This window comes from Ramlibacter sp. (assembly GCF_036676645.1).
Classification (GTDB): Bacteria; Pseudomonadota; Gammaproteobacteria; order Burkholderiales; family Burkholderiaceae_C; genus Ramlibacter.
On the sequence record NZ_JAKFCM010000031.1, the window covers coordinates 1 to 17884 of the forward strand.

Sequence of the window (17884 nt, forward strand, 5' to 3'; positions counted from 1 at the left end):
GGCGCAAGCCGGGATCCATCTCCCGACGTCGGTGTGCCACAGCACGTGTTCGGACGACAGGAGATGGATTGCGGCTCGAGGCCGCAATGACATGGCAGGTGCCAGCCCGCCATGCCGACCCGGCGCGCATCCTGTCGGGCGACTGCGGCTCGAGGCCGCCAAGACTCCCGGTCAGGCGTCGCCCCAGACCTCCTGCGCCGTCTCGATCACCAGCCGCAGCTTGTTGCGCTGGTCTTCCACGGCGATGTTGTTGCCATGGACGGTGCTGGAGAAGCCGCACTGGGGCGACAGGGCCAGTTGCTCCAGCGGTGCGTGCCTGGCGGCCTCCTCGATGCGGCGCTTGAGCACGTCCTTGCTCTCGAGCTGCCCGAACTTGGTGGTCACCAGGCCCAGCACCACGGTCTTGCCCTTGGGCAGGTAGCGCAGCGGGCGGAAGTCGCCGGAGCGGTCGTCGTCGTACTCCATGAAATAGGCGTCGATGTCCATCTCCTTGAGCAGCGCCTCGGCCACCGGCTCGTAGTTGCCGGCGGCGGCGAAGGTGCTCTTGAAGTTGCCGCGGCACAGGTGCATGGCCAGCAGCATGCCCTCGGGCTTGTGCGCCACCACCTTGTTGATGAACTTGGCGTAGCGGTGCGGCAGTTCGTTGGGATCGTCGCCGCGCTGGCGCGCCGCCTCGCGCATCTTCTCGTCGCACAGGTAGGCCAGGTTGGTGTCGTCCATCTGCACGTAGCGGCAGCCGGCTGCGTACAGCGAGCGCAGTTCGTCGCCGTAGGCCTTGGCCACGTCGTCGTAGAACACCGGGTCCAGCTCGGGGTAGGCCTGCCTGCTGATGCCGGCGCGGCCGCCGCGGAAGTGCAGCATGGTCGGCGAGGGGATGCACACCTTGGGCGTGCGGCCGGCGCCGACCTGGGCCTTGAGGAACTCGAAGTCGGCCTTCTGGATGTCCTTCGCGTGGCGCACCTTGTCGATCACGCGGATCACCGGCGGGGCCAGTTCCTCGCTGCCGTCGGGCTTGCGGATGGTGACCGGGATGTCGGTCTTGACGCCGCCGAGTTGCTCCAGGAAGTCGATGTGGAAATAGGTGCGGCGGAACTCGCCGTCCGTGATGCTCTTGAGGCCCACGCCCTGCTGGAATTCGACCACCTCGGCAATGGCCTTGTCCTCGACTTCGCGCAGCTGGGCGGGCGTGATCTCGCCACGGGCCTTCTTCTCGCGCGCTTCCAGCAGGTACTTCGGGCGCAGGAAGCTGCCGACGTGGTCGAAGCGGGCGGGGAGTTTCATCATGGGGGTGTCCTCGGGGTGGTTGCGTGGTTGGCCAAAGATACTCCCTCCACCCCCGGGGGAGGGTGGGGGAAGGGGGCACGCCGCGGCCACGCATGCCCCCACTCCGGCTTCCCAGCGGGGAGGGAGGCATGCAGGGTCCTCACAGGTCCAGCACCAGCAGCGGGCTCTTGGCGCGCGAGCAGCACGGCGTGAACTGGTCGTTGCGGGCCTTTTCCTCGTCGGTGAGGTACAGGTCGCGGTGCTCGCATTCGCCTTCCAGCACGCGCGTCAGGCAGGTGCCGCACACGCCCTGTTCGCAGGACGTCAGGATCTCGACGCCGGCGGCGGCCAGGGCCTGCACCACGGTCTTGTCGGCCGGCACGGTGACCACCTGCCCGCTGCTGGCGATCCTCACCTCGAATGCACCGTCGCCGCGGGTGTCCTGCGGCGCCGCGCCGAAATACTCCAGGTGGATCTGCTCGGGCCGGAAGCCGGCCGCGCGGGCGCCCTGCACCGCGAAGTCGATGAACCCCATCGGCCCGCAGACGTGCACATGGGTGTCGGCGTCCGGTGCGCCCAGCGCGGCGCCCAGGTCGAGCTTCTGTGCCGCCTCGCCGTCGTCGAAGTGGAATTGCGCGCGGCCGGCCCAGGGCGAGGCCAGGATCTCGTCGCGGAAAGCCGTGCGCCCGACCGACCGCGTGCAGTAGTGCAGGTCGAAGTCGGCGCCGATCGCCGCCAGCCGCTGCGCCATGCACAGCAGCGGCGTGATGCCGATGCCGCCGGCCAGCAGCACGGTGCGCCGCACGTGCACCAGCGGGAAGTGGTTGCGCGGCTCGCTGATGGCGAGCGTGTCGCCCTCGCGCACGCGCTCGTGCATGCCGGCCGAGCCGCCGCGGCTGGCGGCATCGCGCAGCACCGCGATGCGGTAGCGGTGCTGCTCGCCGTCGTCGTTGCACAGCGAGTACTGGCGGATCGGCCCGCCCGGCACGTGCACGTCGACGTGCGAGCCGGCGCCGAAGGCCGGCAGCGGCCCGCCGTCGGGCCGCACCAGCTCGAAGCTGGCGATGTCCTGTGCTTCCTGCTTGCGGCGCAGGACCTTGACGATGATGTCGCTCATGGCCGGATGGTGCCCCGAATGCCGTTGCGGGGCTGACCCGCGACCCATCTCCTGCACGTGGTTCGCCTGCCTCGCGGGACGGGGCGCCAGGTTCGCGCTGTCATGCGGCCAGCTTCGCCGGCTGCTCGGCCGCGACCAGCCGGTCGATGATGCGGCGCGCCTGGACGCCGCCGGCATCGATGTTGAGCATCAGCAGCCGGCGGTCGGGCCAGGTGGCGAGGTTGCGCTGCTGGGCTTCCAGCACGGCCAGGTCTTCGGCGAACACCCTGCCCTGGCCTTCGCGGATCTGCGCCGTCAGCGCGGCGTCGCCCGGCCGGAAGTTGCGCGCCATGCCCCAGAAGTACCACATGGTGCCGTCGGTCTCGGGCGTGATGAAGTCGACCACGATGCTGGAGACCTTGTCCTTCGCGTCGGCGTGGTAGCCGCCCTTGCCGGCATGCGCCACGCCCACTTCGATCATCACGTGGCTGGGCGGGTAGAAGTGGCAGACCTGCCAGCGGTCCACCGGCACGTCGTCGGCCAGCCCGGCGCCGCGCAGGTTGGCGCGCCAGAACGGCGGGGCCATCACGTTCTCCATGAAGCGGCTGGTGATCACGTGCTCGCCCTCGGCGCGGGTGCCGACCGGCGCCTGGTCGATCTCCTTCTGGCCGATGCTGCCCACGTGCACGTAGGCCTCGTGCGTCAGGTCCATCAGGTTGTCCACCATCAGGCGCCAGTCGCAGGCGATGTGGTACAGCCCGCCGCCGTAGGCCCAGGCCGGGTTGTCGGCCCATTCCAGGTGGTGGATCGTCGCCGGGTCGGCCAGCACCGGATCGCCCGGCCAGACCCAGATGAAGCCGTACTTCTCGGCCACCGGGTAGGCCCGCACCTTGGGAAAGCCCTGCACGCGCTGGCCGGGCATGGACACGGTCTTGCCCTCGCAGCCCATCACCAGGCCGTGGTAGCCGCAGACCAGCTGGCCGTCGCAGACGCGGCCCAGCGACAGGGCGGCGCCGCGGTGCGGACAGAAATCCTCGACCGCCGCCACCTGGCCGGGGGCCGGGCGCCAGAAGACGATCTTCTCGTTGCAGACGGTGCGCCCCAGCGGTTTGGCTTCGATCTCGTCGGGGGTGCAGGCGACGTACCAGGCGTTCTTGGGAAACATGCAGCTTCGTGGAGGGGGGTCGGATCGGCCGGATTGTGCCACCAGGATACTGGTTGTATACATAAAATCGCAAAACTGCCAGAAAGTGGCTGGAAATCCAGCCGTTAGCCAGGAGATGTATACATGACGAGGGATACATGACGAGTGTTCCCATGGAAACGGAAGCGACCGCCTCCCAGGCCGTCAAGGCGCAGCTGCGGCTGCGCGAGCTGATCCTGTCCGGCGAGTTGCCGGGCGGCAGCCGCATCGCCGAACTGGCCATCGTCGAGAAGCTGGGGGTTTCGCGCACGCCGATCCGCACGGCCCTGATGCGGCTGGAGCAGGAGGGGCTGCTGGAAGCCCTGCCCAACGGGGGCTATGCGGTGCGCACCTTCAGCGAGCGGGACGTGGCCGACGCGATCGAGCTGCGCGGGACGCTGGAGGGCCTGGCCGCGCGGCTGGCCGCCGAGCGCGGCGCCCCGGCCGGGGTGCTGGCCGAAGCCCGGCAGTGCCTGGCCGGCATCGACGAAGTCCTGGCGCAGCCCGCGCTGGACGACGCGGCCTTCTTCCGCTACGTGGCCCTGAACAAGCGCTTCCACGCCCTGCTGGCCGAACTGGCCGGCAGCCCGGTGGTGGCGCGCGAACTCGAGCGGGTCGTCTGCCTGCCTTTTGCATCCCCCTCCGGATTCGTGGTCGTCCAGGCCAATTCGGCCCGCGCCCGCGACATGCTCATCGTGGCCCAGGACCAGCACCGCCAGGTGCTGGAGGCCATGGAGCAGCGCGAGGGCGCGCGCGCCGAAGCCATCATGCGCGAGCACTCCCGCCTGGCGCAGCGCAACCTGCGCGAGGCCGTGCAGACGCACGATCTCGACCGCATGCCGGCGGTCCGCCTGATCCGCAGGCGCGCCTGAGATCCCCCTGCCGGCTGGGCCGGGGCCTTGCGCTCGCCGGATATCGCACCGCCAGCTATGCTGAACCGGGATAGCTGATAGACAGGCCCCTGCCTTGGCCGGGGGACCGGCGCTATCCAGAATCACAGCCCGGCAGCGGATGCGCGGCCCGCGTTCATTTCCTTCCTTCGAGGAGACCTTCATGCACAAGAGAACCCTGCTGCGGGCCACTGCCTGCGCGGCCCTGCTGGCCGGCGGCGGCGGCCTGGCATTCGCCCAAGGCGCGCCCTTCAAGATCGGCCTGATCCTGCCCATGACCGGCCAGCAGGCCACCACCGGACGCCAGGTCGAAGCGGCGGCCCGCCTGTGGATCGCGCAGAACGGCGACACCGTCGCCGGCCGCAAGGTGGAACTGATCGTCAAGGACGACACCAGCCTGCCCGACATGACGCGCCGGCTGGCGCAGGAACTGCTGGTGAACGACAAGGTGGACGTGCTGGCCGGCATGGGCATCACGCCTTCCGCGCTGGCCGTCGCGCCGCTGGCCACCCAGGCCAGGACGCCGCTGGTGGTGATGGCCGCGGCCACTTCCAGCATCACCCAGGCCTCGCCCTTCATCGTGCGTTCCAGCTTCACGCTGCCGCAGGTGTCGGTGGCGCTGGCCGACTGGGCGCCCAAGAACGGCATCAAGACGGTGGTGAGCCTGGTCAGCGACTACGGCCCGGGCATCGACGCCGAGAAGTACTTCAAGGAGCGCTTCGTGCTCAACGGCGGCAAGCTGCCCGAGTCGCTGCGCGTGCCGCTGCGCAACCCCGATTTCGCCCCGTTCCTGCAGAAGGTGCGCGACCTCAAGCCCGACGCGCTGTTCGTGTTCGTGCCCTCCGGTGCCGGCGCGGCGGTGATGAAGCAGTTCGCCGAGCGCGGCATGGACAAGGCCGGCATCCGCCTGATCGCCACCGGCGACGTGACCGACGACGACCAGCTGGGCGAGATGGGCGACGTCGCCCTGGGGGTGGTGACCTCGCACCACTATTCGGCGGCGCACCCGTCGGCGGCCAACCGCAAGTTCGTCGAGGCGTTCCAGAAGGCCAACAACGGCCTGCGGCCCAACTTCATGGCGGTGGGCGGCTACGACGGCATGCGGCTGATCTACGAGGCGGTGAAGAAGACCGGCGGCAAGGGCAAGGGCGAGGCCCTGGTCAACGCCATGAAGGGCCAGATGTTCGAGAGCCCGCGCGGCCCCGTGCTGATCGACGCGCAGACCCGCGACGTCGTGCAGAACGTCTACCTGCGCAAGGTCGAGAAGAAGGACGGCCAGCTCTGGAACGTCGAGTTCGACGTGATCAAGGACGTGAAGGACCCGGGAAAGTCGAAGTGAGACGGCGCGGCGGCATCGGCCCGCGGCCGGCACCGCCCCACCGTGTCATCCCGGCGAAAGCCGGGATCCATCACCCGACGTCGGCAAACGCCCGTCGCTGTTCAGGCCGCAGGTGATGGATTGCGGGTCAAGCCCGCAATGACACGTTGCTCCGGGCACGTGCGCCCATGACAAGGAACTGATGCTCACCATCCTCTTCGACGGCATCGCCTACGGCATGCTGCTGTTCATCCTGGCGCTCGGCCTGGCCGTGACCATGGGGCTGATGAACTTCATCAACCTCGCCCACGGCGCCTTCGCCATGGCGGGCGGGTACATCACGGTGCTGCTGATGCAGCGCGCCGACGTGCCCTTCCTGGTGTGCCTGCCGGTCGCCTTCATCGTGCCGGCGCTGCTCGGGGCGGTGGCGGAGCGGACGCTGTACCGGCCCCTGTACGACAAGCCGCACCTGGACCAGGTGCTGTTCTCCATCGGCCTGGCCTTCATGGCGGTGGCGGCGGTGGACTACTTCGTCGGCTCCACCCAGCAGATCATCCAGCTGCCCGACTGGCTGCGCGGCCGCACCGAACTCGCGGCCGGCGACTGGCGCCTGGGCATGGGGCACTACCGCCTGTTCATCATCGCCGTCTGCGCCGCGCTGACGCTCGCGCTGCAGTACGTGCTGTCGCGCACGCGCTTCGGCAGCCGCCTGCGCGCGGCGGTGGACGACCAGCGCGTGGCCGCCGGCCTCGGGATCAACGTCAACGTGGTGTTCCTCACCACCTTCGCCTTCGGCAGCGGCCTGGCCGGGCTGGGCGGCGCGCTGGGCGCCGAGGTGCTGGGGCTGGATCCGACCTTCCCGCTCAAGTTCATGATCTATTTCCTGATCGTGGTGGCCGTCGGCGGTACGACCTCGATCACCGGACCGCTGCTGGCGGCCCTGCTGCTGGGCATCGCCGACGTGGCCGGCAAGTACTACATCCCCAAGCTGGGCGCCTTCATCGTCTACACGCTGATGATCGTCATCCTGATCTGGCGGCCGCAGGGCCTGTTCTCGCGGGGAGCCAAGGCATGAGCGCCGTCCGGCCCGCCGAACCCGCCGCCGCGCCCCGCCCGGACGGCTCCCGGTCCGGCGAGCGCGCCCAGGCGGCGCTGCTGCGCACCGGCCGGTGGCGCCCCTGGGAGCCGCTGCTGTGGCTGGCGGCCTTCGCCGCGCCGCTGCTGCTGTCGCAGTACTCGGCCATCGTCAACGAGATCGCCATCGTGGCGCTGTTCGCCATCTCGCTGGACCTGGTGCTGGGCTACACCGGCATCGTGTCGCTCGGGCACGCGGCCTTCTTCGGCTTCGGCGCCTACAGCGCGGCGCTGTTCGCCAAGCACCTGATGCCCGACCCGCTGGCCGGGCTGGCCTTCGGCGTCGCCACGGCCACCGTCCTGGGTGCGGTCGCCAGCCTGACCGTGCAGCGCGGCAACGACCTGTCCCGGCTGATGGTGACGCTGGGCGTCGCGCTGATCCTGCTGGAGCTGGCCAACAAGCTCGACTGGCTCACCGGCGGCGCCGACGGGCTGCAGGGCGTGGTCATGGGCCCGGTGCTCGGCCGGTTCGAGTTCGACCTGATGGGCCGCACGGCCGCCTGGTACTCGCTGGCGGTGCTGCTGCTGTGCTTCCTGCTCGTGCGCCGCTTCGTGCGCTCGCCCTTCGGCGCCACGCTGGAGGCGATCCGCGACAACCGGCTGCGCGCGATGGCCGTCGGCATCCCGGTCGGCTCGCGCGTGGCCGTGGCCTACACCGTCGCCGCCGCGCTGGCCGGCGCCGCCGGCGCGCTGCTGGCGCAGACCACCGGCTTCGCTTCGCTGGACGTGTTCGAGTTCCACCGCTCGGCCGACGTGCTGCTGGTCCTGGTGGTGGGCGGCACCGGCTGGCTGTATGGCGGCGTGCTCGGCGCGATCGTCTTCAAGCTGATGCAGGACTTCCTGTCCGCCATCACGCCGCAGTACTGGACCTTCTGGCTGGGCCTGTTCCTGGTGGTGCTGGTGCTGGTCGGCCGCGACCGGCTGCTCAGGCCCTGGACCTGGTTCGGGCGGGGGCGCGCGGCATGAGCGACATCGTCCTTTCCGCCCGGGGGCTGGTGAAGAAGTTCGGCGGCATCACCGCCACCAGCAACGTCACGCTGGACCTGCAGCGCGGCGCGCGCCACGCCCTGATCGGCCCCAACGGCGCCGGCAAGACCACGCTGATCAACCTGCTGACCGGGGTGCTGGAGCCCACCGCCGGCCGCATCACGCTGGAGGGCCGCGACATCACCGGCCTGGCGCCGCACCAGCGCGTGCGCCTGGGCATGGTGCGCACCTTCCAGATCAACCAGTTGTTCCCGTCGATGACGCCGCTGCAGACGCTGGCCCTGGTGGTGTCGCAGCAGCGCGGCTTCGGCGCCCGCGTCTGGCAGGCGATGGGGCGCGACCGCGGCGTGGCCGCGCGCTGCGAGCAGCTGCTCGAGCAGTTCCGCCTGGCCGAGGTGATGGAGCAGCGCACCGAGCACCTGGCCTACGGCAAGCGCCGCCTGCTGGAGATCGCGATCGCGCTGGCCTGCGAGCCGCGCGTGCTGCTGCTGGACGAGCCCGTCGCCGGCGTGCCGGCGGGCGAGCGCGAGGAAATCCTGCAGACCGTCGCCGCGCTGCCGGCCGACGTGTCGGTGCTGCTGATCGAACACGACATGGACCTGGTCTTCAGCTTCGCCCGGCGCATGACGGTGCTGGTCAACGGCGCCGTGCTGACCGAGGGCACGCCCGAGGAGATCGCCGCCGACGCCCGGGTGCGCGAGGTGTACCTGGGCAGCGGCGAGGCCCAGCGCCATGCGGAGGCGGCCCATGCCTGAGCTGCTCAAGGTCGAAGGCCTCAGCGCCGGCTACGGCGAGGCCGTGGTGCTGCAGGACGTGTCGCTGGCGCTGGACGAGGGCGCCACGCTGGCCCTGCTGGGCCGCAACGGCACCGGCAAGACCACCCTGATCAACACCCTGGCCGGCGTCACGCGGCGGCACGCCGGCAGCATCGCGCTGGGCGGCCGGGCGCTGCACAAGCTGCCCGCGCACCATCGCGCCGGCGCCGGCATCGGCTGGGTACCGCAGGAGCGCAACATCTTCAAGTCGCTCAGCGTGCACGAGAACCTCACCGCGGTGGCCCGCCCCGGCCGGTGGACGCCCGACGGGGTCTACGCGATGTTCCCGCGGCTGGCCGAGCGCAAGGGCAACCTGGGCACGCAGCTGTCGGGCGGCGAGCAGCAGATGCTGGCCGTGGGCCGTGCGCTGGTGCTGAACCCGCGCCTGCTGCTGCTGGACGAGCCGCTGGAGGGCCTGGCGCCGATCATCGTCGACGAACTGCTGCGCGCCATCCGCCGCATCACGCGCGACGAGGGGCTGTCGGCCATCATCGTGGAGCAGCATCCGCAGGCCATCCTGGCGATCTCGGATCGCGCCGTGGTGCTCGATCGTGGCACGGTGGTGCACAGCGGCACGGCCCGCGGGCTGCTGGACGACGACCGCCTGCTCGACCGCCTGCTGGGCGTGGCGCGTTGAAGCGGCGTGGCATCGGGCCGCGGCCGGCCGCCGGGATGTCCTAAGCTCGCGCCGATGTCCAGCCGCCGCCTGTTCCTGCTGCACGCCTGCGCCCTCGCGGCTGCTCCGCTGCCCGCGCGGGCGCAGGCGGCGTTTCCCTCGCGGCCGATCCGCATCGTGGTGCCCAACGGCGCCGGCGGCGCCGCCGACCTGACGGCCCGGGCCGTGGGGCAGGCGATCGCGGCCGACCTCGGCCAGCCGGTCGTGGTCGAGAACCGGCCGGGCGCGGGCGGCGTGGTCGCTGGCGAGCGGGTCGCGCAAGCCGAGCCCGACGGCCACACGCTGTTGCTCGTGTCCAGCGGCACGGCCGTCAGCGCGGCCCTGTTCAAGTCGCTGCCCTTCGACACCCTGCGCGACTTCGCGCCGGTGTCCCCGCTGGCCGCCTTCGACCTGGTGCTGGTGGCAGCGGAGGGCGGGCCCTTTCGCACGCTGCAGGAACTGCTGGCCTGGGCGCGCGCCCATCCCGGCCGGCTGAACCTCGGCACGCCCCAGGTCGGCACCACCCAGAACCTGGCCGCCGAGTTGTTCAAGTCCGCCGCCGGCCTGGACGCCCAGGTCGTGCCGTTCAACGGCACGCCGCCCGTGGTCCACGCGCTGCGCGCAGGGCAGCTCCAGGCGGCGATCGACATCGCCGGCCCCTTGATGGGGCAGATCCGCGGCGGCGCGCTGAGGCCGCTGGCGGTGCTGGGCGAGCGCGAGGCCGCGCAATTGCCTGGCGTGGCGCCGGCGCGCGCCGCCGGCGGCCCCCTCGCCGGTTTCAGCGTGCGATCCTGGAACGGCCTGGCGGCCCCGGCCGGGACACCCGCGGAGGCCATCGGGCGCCTGAACCGCGCCATCAACGCCGCGCTGGCGCGCCCCGAGGTGCGCCGGCAGCTGGCCAACCTGAACATGGAGGCGCAGGGCGGCACGCCCGCTGAACTGGGTGAGCGCCTGGCCTCCGACGTCCGGCGCTGGGCCGAGGTGATCGCCCGCGCCGGCATTCCACGCCAATAGGAGGACAGCATGCAATTGCCACGCATCGGCCTGGTCGGCTACGGCGAGGTCGGCAAGATCTTTTCGGCCGGCCTGAGGGACCAGCCTGGCGTCTCCCAGGTGAGCGCCTGGGACCTGAAGTTCGCCCGGCCGGCCAGCCGCGAAGCCGAACGCGCGCATGCGCGTGCAGCCGGCGTGATCGCGCAGGATTCCATGGCGGCGCTGTGCGAGGCCAGCGACCTGGTGATCTCGGCCGTGACTGCGTCCAGCACCCTGGCCGTCGCGCAGGAGGCTGCCCGGCACCTGCGCCCCGGCACCGTGTTCCTCGACCTGAACTCCGCCTCGCCCGGCACCAAGCAGCAGGCCGCCGCGGGGGTGGACGCGCGCGGCGCCCACTATGTCGAGGCGGGCGTGATGACCTCGGTGCCGCCCTACGGCATCCGGGTACCCATGCTGCTGGGCGGCGCGCAGGCGGCCGGACTCGCGGGACTGCTGCGCGGCTGGGGCATGGACGCGAAGGCGGTGTCCGACCGGCTGGGCGTGGCCAGCGCCATCAAGATGTGCCGCAGCGTGATGATCAAGGGCCTGGAGGCGCTGGTGATCGAGAGCTACGCCACCGCGCGCCAGTACGGCGTGGAGGACCACGTGCTGCCCACGCTGGCCGAGACCTTCCCCGGCATCGACTGGCCGAAGCAGGGTGCCTACTTCTTCAGCCGCGTGGCGCAGCACGGCCAGCGTCGGGCCGAGGAGATGCGCGAGTCGGCGAACACCGTGCGCGAAGCGGGCTTCCCGCCGCTGATGGCGGCGGCCATCGCCGACAAGCAGCAGTGGGTGGCCGACCAGGCCGCCGCCGGCGTGTTCCAGGGTCTTGCGAAGGACGCGCCCTGGCAGGACTGGGCCGATCGCCTGATCGCCGCGCGCAAAGGCTGATCCGGCTTGGGTTCCGTCCTCTCGATCACGCTGCCGATCTACCTGGTGATGGCGGTGGGCTACGTCGCGACCCGCGCCGGCCTGTTCGCGCGCGCCGACATGCGCCTCTTCGGCAAGTACGTGATCAACCTGGCGCTGCCGGCGCTGCTGTTCAACGCGCTGTCCTCGCGCAGCGTGGCCGAGGTGCTGGAGCCGGTGTTCGTGCTGGCCTACGGCGGCGGCGCGCTGGTGGCGATGGGCGCCGGCATCCTGTGGGCGCGCAAGGCGGCCGGCAAGAGCGTGTCGGGCGCCGCCACCGTGGGCATGGGCATGTCCTGCCCGAACAGCGGCTTCATCGGCTTTCCGCTGGTGCTGCAGCTGTTCGGCGCCTCCACCGCCGGGGTCGCCCTGGCGCTGGCGATGGTGGTGGAGAACCTGCTGCTGCTGCCGCTGGCGCTGGCCATCGCCGACAGCGACCAGGGCGACGCCGCGCCTGGCAGCACGCGGGCCGGGCGCCTGCGCGCGGCGCTGTGGCAGTCGGCCCGCGGCGTCGCCCGCAATCCGATGATCCATGGGATCGTCATCGGCTTCCTGTTCTCGCTGTTCGGCTGGCACCTGCCCGAACCGGTGGCCAAGGCGGTGAACCTGTTCGCCGTGTCGACCGCCGCCATTTCGCTGATGGTGATCGGCGGCTCGCTGGTGGGGATCCCGGCCCGGGGCATGGCGCGCGATGTCTCCGCGGTCGCCCTCGGCAAGCTGCTGCTGCACCCCCTTGCGGTGCTCGCCCTGGTCTGGCTGCTGCCGCCGATGCCGCGCGAGCTGCAGGTCACGGTGGTGGTGATGGCGGCCGTGCCCATGCTGGGCATCTATCCGATCCTGGCCCAGAAGCACGGCCACGACAGCATGGCGGCGGCCGCGCAGCTGGGCACCACGGTGGCGTCCTTCTTCACCCTCACGGCCCTGTTGTGGGCGTTGCCGCAACTGCCGCGCTGACGGCCGCGGCTGTGTAGCATCGGGCGATCCCCCCGAATCCGAAGGAGCACCCATGGACAAGTTCAAGGCTTACCTGGTCACCAAGCAGGACCGCGTCTGCGCCGCGTTCACCGAAATGGACGAATCGCAGCTGGACGACGGCGAAGTGGACGTGCGGGTGGAGTACGCCAGCATCAACTACAAGGATGCGCTGGCGGCCATCGGCAGGATGCCCGTCATCCGGCGCTTCCCCTGCATCGGAGGCATCGACGCCACCGGCACCGTGCGCGCGTCGCGCTCGCCGCTGTTCAAGCCGGGCGACCCCGTGATCGTGCACAGCCACGGTTTCGGCGTGTCGCACCACGGCGGCTACTCCCCGCTGGCGCGCGCCCCGGACGGCTGGGTCAATCGCCTGCCTGCGGGCATGAGCACGCTGGAAGCCATCACGATCGGCGTGGCGGGCTACACCGCGGCGCTGGCGGTGGAACTGATGGAGCTGAACGGCCTGGCGCCGGACAAGGGCAAGGTGCTGGTCAACGGCGCCTCCGGTGGCGTCGCCAGCGTGGCCATCGACCTGCTGTCGCAGCGCGGCTTCCATGTGGTGGCGGCCACCCGCAAGCTGGCCGAGCGCGACTACCTGATGGGCCTGGGCGCCGCCGAAGTCGTCGATGCCGCCAGCTTGCCGGTGGGCACGCGCCCGCTGGAAAGCGCGGTGTGGCAGGGCGCCGTCGACTCGCTGGGCGGCGAGGCGCTGGCCGGGCTCACGCGCACCATGCAGCGCGACGGCGTGATCGCCAGCATCGGCAACGCGCTGGGCGTGGAGTTCACCACCACCGTGATGCCCTTCATCCTGCGCGGCGTCCGCCTGGTGGGCGTGAACTCCGACAACGACCGCGCGCTGCGCGACCACCTCTGGCAACGCCTGGGCAGCGACCTGCGGCCCAGGTACCTCGCCAACATCGCCCAGGTGCATCCGTTCGAGGAGCTGCCGAAGATGATCGATGCGGTGGCGGGCGGGCAGATCAAGGGCCGCACGGTGATCCGCGTGCAGGCACCGGCCGCCTGAGGCTCACAGCGCCGTACGGCGGCCTTGCGCAGCAAGGCCCAACCGGTCTAGAGCTGCGCCTTCGGCTGCGTCGGGCTCGACCTCGACGTCGAGACGGAGCCGCTTCGCGAAGTGGTGGCGCAGACCTTCGGGGCCTGGCAAGGGATGCTGGCCACCCACTTCCAGTCGCTCGGCCCCAAGGCTGCGGCGGAATTCGCGAGCCTGCTGCTCACGGGCATCGAAGGCGCCTACGTGCGCACGCGCCGGGCATTCGGGCGACGCCTTCCGCGAAGCGGGCCGCTGGCTGTCCCGGCTGGCGCGCCCGCCCCGGCCGCCCTTCAGGCGCTGACGATCACCTCGAAGCCACCGTAGATCAGCCGCTTCCCGTCGAAGGGCATCGGGTTGGTCTCCGGCTGCAGCCGCGGGTCGGCCATGGCGCGCTTCATCCCTTCGTCGCGGGCTGCGCGCGAGGGCCAGGTGATCCAGGAAAAGACCACCGTCTCGTCGTCCTTGCGCTGCACCGCCATCGGAAACGACGTCAGCTTGCCTTCCGGCACGTCGTCGCCCCAGCATTCCACGACCGCCAGTGCCCCGTGCTCCTTGAACACGGCGGCAGCGGCTTGCGCGTGGCGAAGGTAGCGATCCCGGTTGGCGGTCGGGACGGCGACCACGAATCCATCCACGTAGTTCATGCGAGTCTCCTTGGCAGGGTCAGCGGCAAACCGCTGCATCCGAAGGTACGACGAACCGGGTCCGCCGCCCTCGACACCCGTTGTAAGGGCTGGTAGCCCAGCCCGGCCTTCGAATGGCCGGCGTCCGCCGGCCGGAAGTGCGCTTCGGGTGTATCGTGATCCGTAGGCCCGGGCGAGGCTGGCCCGCCGGGGCGGCCAGCGCGACAGCGGCATGGAGGCGCGAGGATGACTGCATCACCCGACGGCAGCCGCCGGATGGTCACCGGCTTGTTCAGGGACGGCGGCGATGCCGAGCGCGCCTTCCGGGCCTGCGTCGAGCGCGGCTACGAGATCGGCGAGGTGAACGTCGTGATGTCCGAAGGCACGCGCCAGCGGCTCCTCGCCGGCGACGGCGAAGTCGCGGCGCTGCTCGCGCGCAAGAAGGCGGAGGGCGGCGAACTGGGTGGCCCCGCAGGGGGGCGCATCGGAATCCTGGTCTCCGTCTTCGCGGCGGTAGGCGCCGCGCTGGCGCTGCCCGCCCTCGGCTTCGTCGTGGCCGGCCCGATCGCCGCGGCGCTGGCCGGCGCCGGCGCGGCGGGGCTCGCCGCCGGGCTCGTGGGGGCGCTTGGCGACTGGGGCATCCCGGAAGACCGGATCCGGGCCTACGAAGCGGGGATCCGCGAGGGCGGCATCCTGATGATGGTGGAGGTCCGCACGGACGAGGATGCCCGGCACGTCGAGCAGCAGTGGCAAGCCATCGGCGGCCGCGATATCCAGTGCTGTTGACGGCCGGCGCGGGGCGCGGCAGGCGCTGCGCCCCGCCCGGTCAATGGGTGAGCCAGGCGGGCACCGGCAGCGACTTCTCGCGCAGGAAGGCCGGGTTGTACAGCTTGGACTGGTAGCGCGTTCCGGCGTCCGCCAGGATGGTCACGATGGTGTGGCCGGGCCCGAGGTCGCGCGCCAGCCGAATGGCGCCGGCCACGTTGATGCCGCTGGAGCCGCCCAGGCACAGCCCTTCCTCCTTGAGCAGGTCGAACAGCAGCGGCAGCGCTTCCTCGTCGCCGATCTGGTACGCGTCGTCGATCGGGGCGCCCTCCAGGTTGCGCGTGATGCGGTTCTGGCCGATGCCCTCGGTGATGGAGCTCCCCTCGCTGCGCAGCTCGCCCTCCTTGACCCAGTGGTACATCGCCGCGCCCATCGGGTCGGCCACCGCGATGCGCACGTCGCGGCGCTGCTCCTTCAGGTACAGGCCGATGCCGGCCAGGGTGCCGCCGGTGCCCACCGAGCAGGTGAAGCCATCGACGCGGCCCGCGGTCTGCCGCCAGATCTCGGGTCCGGTGGTGCGCACGTGCGCCTCGCGGTTGGACAGGTTGTCCCACTGGTTGGCATAGAGCACGCCATGGGGCTCGCTGCGGGCGAGTTCCGCGGCCAGGCGTTCGGCCACGTGCACGTAGTTGTCGGGGTTGCTGTAGGGCGCGGCAGGCACCTCGCGCAGTTCGGCGCCGTAGAGGCGCAGCGCGTCCTTCTTCTCCTGGCTCTGCGTCTTCGGAATGACCACGATCGTGCGATAGCCGCGCGCGTTGCCGACCAGCGCCAGCCCGATGCCCGTGTTGCCGGCCGTCCCTTCGACGATGACGCCGCCGGGGCGCAGGTCGCCGCGCTTCTCGGCGTCCAGCACGATGTGGAGCGCGGCCCGGTCCTTGACGGAGCCGCCCGGATTCATGAACTCGGCCTTGCCGAGGATGGTGCACCCGGTCCGTTCGGAGGCCTTGCGCAACTTGATCAGCGGGGTGTTGCCCACCGCTTCGGTGAAACCGTCGCGTACGTCCATGACGAGTCAGGATAGCGCTCCCGGGCCCCGGCGCGCGATAAGACTACTGGCGAGTCGAGCATCTCCCGCAGGCGGCCATGGGGTCACCGGGGCGCATCCACCAGGGCGCGAAGGCGCTGCCAGTGTTCACCCTCCCAGAACACCCGCCCGCAGGCGTCGCAGGTGCCGAAGCGGTGGTAGAGCCCGCGCACGCCCGGCGGCAGCCGGTGCTCCACGCGTGCCTCGGCGACGGGCTGCAGCACCGCATTGCAGGCCGGGCAGAGCGTGAAGGGGCGGGCGCCGCGCGCGAGCTGCAGCCGCTCGAGGACCTCGCGCAGCTGCAGCTGCGGCCGCAGCGCGTGCACATAGCAGCCGTGCGTGATGCTTCGCCGCTTGAGCAGGTCGCGGTCGCGCGTCAGCACGATGCGCCCTTGCGTCGCGGCGATGCGCTCGATCTCGGCGTCGGCAAAGGCCTTCTCGTACAGCGTGTCGAATCCCATCATCCGCAGCAGGCGGGCGAGCGAGCCCAGGTGGCAGTCGGCGACGAAGCGGGGCTCCCGCAGCGGCTGGTCGCGCACGCGCAGCAGCGGCGTGATGTCGAACGCCTCGAATCGGGGGTACACGGCCACGCGGTCGCCCTCGCGCAGGAGCGCGCCGAAGCCGACCGACTCGCCATTGAGCAGGATCAGCTCGACTTCGGTGTGCGGAACGCCGAGCGCCTCGATCATGTGCTTGGTGGTGGCCGCGCGGGCGCAGCGCACGGTGAACTCGCGCCGCCGCCGCGCGGGGGCGAGGAAATCGTTCAGCTCCTCGTAGAAGCGGAAGCTTGCCGTCACCATGGGAGGCGACAGGGTACGCCGGCCCTGGCCCATTGGAGCCATGGCGCAGGCACCGGGCCCGGCGGACGCTTGCCGGTCGCGGCGGGCCCGGCAACTGCCGAGGCCCGTCGACAAGGATCCGCTGCCATGGCCATCCCGCTCCCCCGCCGTGCGTTCGCTGCAACGCTGGCCGCGCTCGCGCTGATGCTCGCCACGGCGTGCGGGGGCGGCGGTGATGGCGGGACCGCGCCGCCGCCGCTGGCTTCGGCCACGCCGGTCTCGCGCGTGTTCGTGGCGGGCGACAGCCTGGCCGACGTCGGCACCTTCGGCCTGAAGGCCACGGTGCAGAACGCGGCCGATCCCGCTGCCGGGTACCCGGTCTTCCCGGAGCGGGTCGCCGCGGAGCTGGGCGCCGGCAAGCTGTGCAACTTCTTCTCCAGCGACGGGGGCCTGGCTTTCACCACCCATGCCGGTTGCACCGACTTCGCCGTGAGCGCCGCGCAGATCGTCAACCCGATCACCCGGGGCGGGTCCGGGGTGCCCGTTTCGCTCGGGTTCCAGCTCGAAGCGGCGGTGGCCGCCAACGGTGGTGCCTGGCGGGCCGGCGACCTCATCCTGGTCGACGCCGGCGCCAACGATGCGGCGGCGCTGGCGGACGCCTACCTGGACGCTCGCGCCGGCGGCGAGGCGGAAGCCGCGGTCTACCTGGCCCTGCTGGCGCAGCTGCTCGACGGATCGACGATGGCCGCGGCGCTCGCGCAACCCGACGGCAAGGAAGTGGCCGCCGGCCTGTACATGGAGCAGCTGGCGCAGCGCCATTGGGCCGTCGTGAAGGCGAACACGCTGGACCAGGGCGCCACGCGCGTCGCCTTGCTGGACGTGCCCGACATCACCCTGACGCCGCGGTTCCGGCGCATCGCGGCGGAGCTCGCGGCCGCCGCGGGCCCGGCCGCGGGCACCGGCTTCCAGTCTGCGCTGCGGCAATGGATCGGCCGCTTCAACACCGAGCTGGCCCGGCTCGCGGACGGCGAGCCACGCGTGGTGCTGGTCCCGTATTTCGCGGAGATCACCGCGCAGCTGTCCCGCCCGGCCGAGTTCGGGCTGACCAACGTCAGCGACGCGTCGTGCCCGCCCGCCGGCGGCTTCCCGGCCTGCACGGACGCCGCCCTGGACGCGTCGCCGCCGGCCGGGCTGGGCCCGGGCTGGTGGAAGACCTGGTTCTACTCCGACGACTTCCATCCCTCGCCGCGCGGCCACGAGCTGCTGGCCGCCACCGTGCTGCGGGCGCTGCAGCGGGCCGGCTGGCTCTGAGGCGCGGATCGCGC

General features: G+C 71.4%; 18 protein-coding genes and 1 pseudogene. 13 read left to right on the top strand and 6 right to left on the bottom strand.

Translation table 11 applies throughout. The features are described from left to right. Positions 1-171: 171 nt before the first annotated feature. From V6M57_RS05115 to V6M57_RS05125, 3 genes are all read right to left on the bottom strand, one after another. Positions 172-1284, bottom strand: coding sequence for a 5-methyltetrahydropteroyltriglutamate--homocysteine S-methyltransferase (locus V6M57_RS05115; protein ID WP_332813906.1), 1113 nt, complete (start codon positions 1282-1284; stop codon positions 172-174). Positions 1285-1423: 139 nt separating this feature from the next. Further along, positions 1424-2380: a PDR/VanB family oxidoreductase gene (locus V6M57_RS05120; protein ID WP_332813907.1), complete on the bottom strand. Its 957-nt coding sequence runs from the start codon at positions 2378-2380 to the stop codon at positions 1424-1426. 100 nt (positions 2381-2480) lie between these two features. Next, the gene (locus V6M57_RS05125) at positions 2481-3524 is read right to left on the bottom strand and encodes an aromatic ring-hydroxylating dioxygenase subunit alpha (RefSeq protein ID WP_332813908.1); all 1044 of its coding nucleotides are present in this window, start codon (positions 3522-3524) and stop codon (positions 2481-2483) included. Between the two features lie 152 nt (positions 3525-3676). Between V6M57_RS05125 and V6M57_RS05130 the strand changes: the two genes are divergently transcribed. From V6M57_RS05130 to V6M57_RS05180, 11 genes and pseudogenes are all read left to right on the top strand, one after another. Then, positions 3677-4414, top strand: a complete 738-nt coding sequence (locus tag V6M57_RS05130) for a GntR family transcriptional regulator (protein ID WP_332813909.1) — start codon at positions 3677-3679, stop codon at positions 4412-4414. 181 nt (positions 4415-4595) lie between these two features. After that, positions 4596-5771, top strand: coding sequence for an ABC transporter substrate-binding protein (locus V6M57_RS05135; protein ID WP_332813910.1), 1176 nt, complete (start codon positions 4596-4598; stop codon positions 5769-5771). Positions 5772-5952: 181 nt separating this feature from the next. Further along, on the top strand, positions 5953-6825 hold the full coding sequence (locus V6M57_RS05140) for a branched-chain amino acid ABC transporter permease (RefSeq protein WP_332813911.1): 873 nt from the start codon (positions 5953-5955) through the stop codon (positions 6823-6825). After that, positions 6822-7850, top strand: coding sequence for a branched-chain amino acid ABC transporter permease (locus tag V6M57_RS05145; RefSeq protein ID WP_332813912.1), 1029 nt, complete (start codon positions 6822-6824; stop codon positions 7848-7850). Before V6M57_RS05140 ends, V6M57_RS05145 begins: the two co-directional genes overlap by 4 nt. Beyond that, entirely contained in the window at positions 7847-8626 is a 780-nt protein-coding gene (locus V6M57_RS05150; RefSeq protein ID WP_332813913.1) for an ABC transporter ATP-binding protein, read from the top strand. Before V6M57_RS05145 ends, V6M57_RS05150 begins: the two co-directional genes overlap by 4 nt. After that, positions 8619-9323, top strand: a complete 705-nt coding sequence (locus V6M57_RS05155) for an ABC transporter ATP-binding protein (protein ID WP_332813914.1) — start codon at positions 8619-8621, stop codon at positions 9321-9323. The genes V6M57_RS05150 and V6M57_RS05155 overlap by 8 nt, the downstream gene beginning before the upstream one ends. A 54-nt stretch (positions 9324-9377) precedes the next feature. Beyond that, the gene (locus tag V6M57_RS05160; RefSeq protein WP_332813915.1) at positions 9378-10355 is read left to right on the top strand and encodes a tripartite tricarboxylate transporter substrate binding protein; all 978 of its coding nucleotides are present in this window, start codon (positions 9378-9380) and stop codon (positions 10353-10355) included. Positions 10356-10364: 9 nt separating this feature from the next. Continuing rightward, positions 10365-11264: a DUF1932 domain-containing protein gene (locus tag V6M57_RS05165; RefSeq protein ID WP_332813916.1), complete on the top strand. Its 900-nt coding sequence runs from the start codon at positions 10365-10367 to the stop codon at positions 11262-11264. A gap of 6 nt (positions 11265-11270) precedes the next feature. Continuing rightward, a complete protein-coding gene (locus V6M57_RS05170) occupies positions 11271-12236 on the top strand; it encodes an AEC family transporter (protein WP_332813917.1) in 966 nt (321 codons plus the stop codon). Between the two features lie 52 nt (positions 12237-12288). Next, positions 12289-13281 carry an acrylyl-CoA reductase family protein gene (locus V6M57_RS05175; protein ID WP_332813918.1) on the top strand — a complete coding sequence of 331 codons (993 nt, stop codon included), beginning with the start codon at positions 12289-12291 and terminating at the stop codon, positions 13279-13281. A 66-nt stretch (positions 13282-13347) separates the two neighbouring features. Beyond that, positions 13348-13632 (top strand): annotated as a pseudogene (locus tag V6M57_RS05180) (LmrA/YxaF family transcription factor); the annotation flags it as partial. Here the strand turns inward: V6M57_RS05180 and V6M57_RS05185 are convergent. Further along, on the bottom strand, positions 13599-13952 hold the full coding sequence (locus V6M57_RS05185; RefSeq protein ID WP_332813920.1) for a DUF1428 domain-containing protein: 354 nt from the start codon (positions 13950-13952) through the stop codon (positions 13599-13601). The pseudogene V6M57_RS05180 and the gene V6M57_RS05185 sit on opposite strands and share 34 nt — an antisense overlap. Positions 13953-14177: 225 nt before the next feature. On the opposite strand from V6M57_RS05185, the gene V6M57_RS05190 reads away from it, so the two are divergent. Beyond that, on the top strand, positions 14178-14717 hold the full coding sequence (locus V6M57_RS05190) for a hypothetical protein (RefSeq protein WP_332813921.1): 540 nt from the start codon (positions 14178-14180) through the stop codon (positions 14715-14717). 40 nt (positions 14718-14757) lie between these two features. Here the strand turns inward: V6M57_RS05190 and V6M57_RS05195 are convergent, their stop codons facing one another. Then, on the bottom strand, positions 14758-15762 hold the full coding sequence (locus tag V6M57_RS05195) for a cysteine synthase A (protein ID WP_332813922.1): 1005 nt from the start codon (positions 15760-15762) through the stop codon (positions 14758-14760). An 83-nt stretch (positions 15763-15845) separates the two neighbouring features. Further along, positions 15846-16580, bottom strand: coding sequence for a Mut7-C RNAse domain-containing protein (locus V6M57_RS05200; RefSeq protein WP_332813923.1), 735 nt, complete (start codon positions 16578-16580; stop codon positions 15846-15848). A gap of 126 nt (positions 16581-16706) precedes the next feature. Here V6M57_RS05200 and V6M57_RS05205 point away from each other — a divergent pair, with 126 nt between their 5' ends. Continuing rightward, complete coding sequence (locus tag V6M57_RS05205; RefSeq protein WP_332813924.1) at positions 16707-17870, top strand: SGNH/GDSL hydrolase family protein; 1164 nt, start codon at positions 16707-16709, stop codon at positions 17868-17870. Positions 17871-17884 lie beyond the last annotated feature (14 nt).

Excerpts from the sequence above, each read along its gene's own strand:
- V6M57_RS05115 (WP_332813906.1), bottom strand. The coding sequence starts at position 1,284 with ATGATGAAACTCCCCGCCCGCTTCGACCACGTCGGCAGCTTCCTGCGC.
- V6M57_RS05120 (WP_332813907.1), bottom strand. The coding sequence starts at position 2,380 with ATGAGCGACATCATCGTCAAGGTCCTGCGCCGCAAGCAGGAAGCACAG.
- V6M57_RS05125 (WP_332813908.1), bottom strand. The coding sequence starts at position 3,524 with ATGTTTCCCAAGAACGCCTGGTACGTCGCCTGCACCCCCGACGAGATC.
- V6M57_RS05130 (WP_332813909.1), top strand. The coding sequence starts at position 3,677 with ATGGAAACGGAAGCGACCGCCTCCCAGGCCGTCAAGGCGCAGCTGCGG.
- V6M57_RS05135 (WP_332813910.1), top strand. The coding sequence starts at position 4,596 with ATGCACAAGAGAACCCTGCTGCGGGCCACTGCCTGCGCGGCCCTGCTG.
- V6M57_RS05140 (WP_332813911.1), top strand. The coding sequence starts at position 5,953 with ATGCTCACCATCCTCTTCGACGGCATCGCCTACGGCATGCTGCTGTTC.
- V6M57_RS05145 (WP_332813912.1), top strand. The coding sequence starts at position 6,822 with ATGAGCGCCGTCCGGCCCGCCGAACCCGCCGCCGCGCCCCGCCCGGAC.
- V6M57_RS05150 (WP_332813913.1), top strand. The coding sequence starts at position 7,847 with ATGAGCGACATCGTCCTTTCCGCCCGGGGGCTGGTGAAGAAGTTCGGC.
- V6M57_RS05155 (WP_332813914.1), top strand. The coding sequence starts at position 8,619 with ATGCCTGAGCTGCTCAAGGTCGAAGGCCTCAGCGCCGGCTACGGCGAG.
- V6M57_RS05160 (WP_332813915.1), top strand. The coding sequence starts at position 9,378 with ATGTCCAGCCGCCGCCTGTTCCTGCTGCACGCCTGCGCCCTCGCGGCT.
- V6M57_RS05165 (WP_332813916.1), top strand. The coding sequence starts at position 10,365 with ATGCAATTGCCACGCATCGGCCTGGTCGGCTACGGCGAGGTCGGCAAG.
- V6M57_RS05175 (WP_332813918.1), top strand. The coding sequence starts at position 12,289 with ATGGACAAGTTCAAGGCTTACCTGGTCACCAAGCAGGACCGCGTCTGC.
- V6M57_RS05185 (WP_332813920.1), bottom strand. The coding sequence starts at position 13,952 with ATGAACTACGTGGATGGATTCGTGGTCGCCGTCCCGACCGCCAACCGG.
- V6M57_RS05190 (WP_332813921.1), top strand. The coding sequence starts at position 14,178 with ATGACTGCATCACCCGACGGCAGCCGCCGGATGGTCACCGGCTTGTTC.
- V6M57_RS05195 (WP_332813922.1), bottom strand. The coding sequence starts at position 15,762 with ATGGACGTACGCGACGGTTTCACCGAAGCGGTGGGCAACACCCCGCTG.
- V6M57_RS05200 (WP_332813923.1), bottom strand. The coding sequence starts at position 16,580 with ATGGTGACGGCAAGCTTCCGCTTCTACGAGGAGCTGAACGATTTCCTC.
- V6M57_RS05205 (WP_332813924.1), top strand. The coding sequence starts at position 16,707 with ATGGCCATCCCGCTCCCCCGCCGTGCGTTCGCTGCAACGCTGGCCGCG.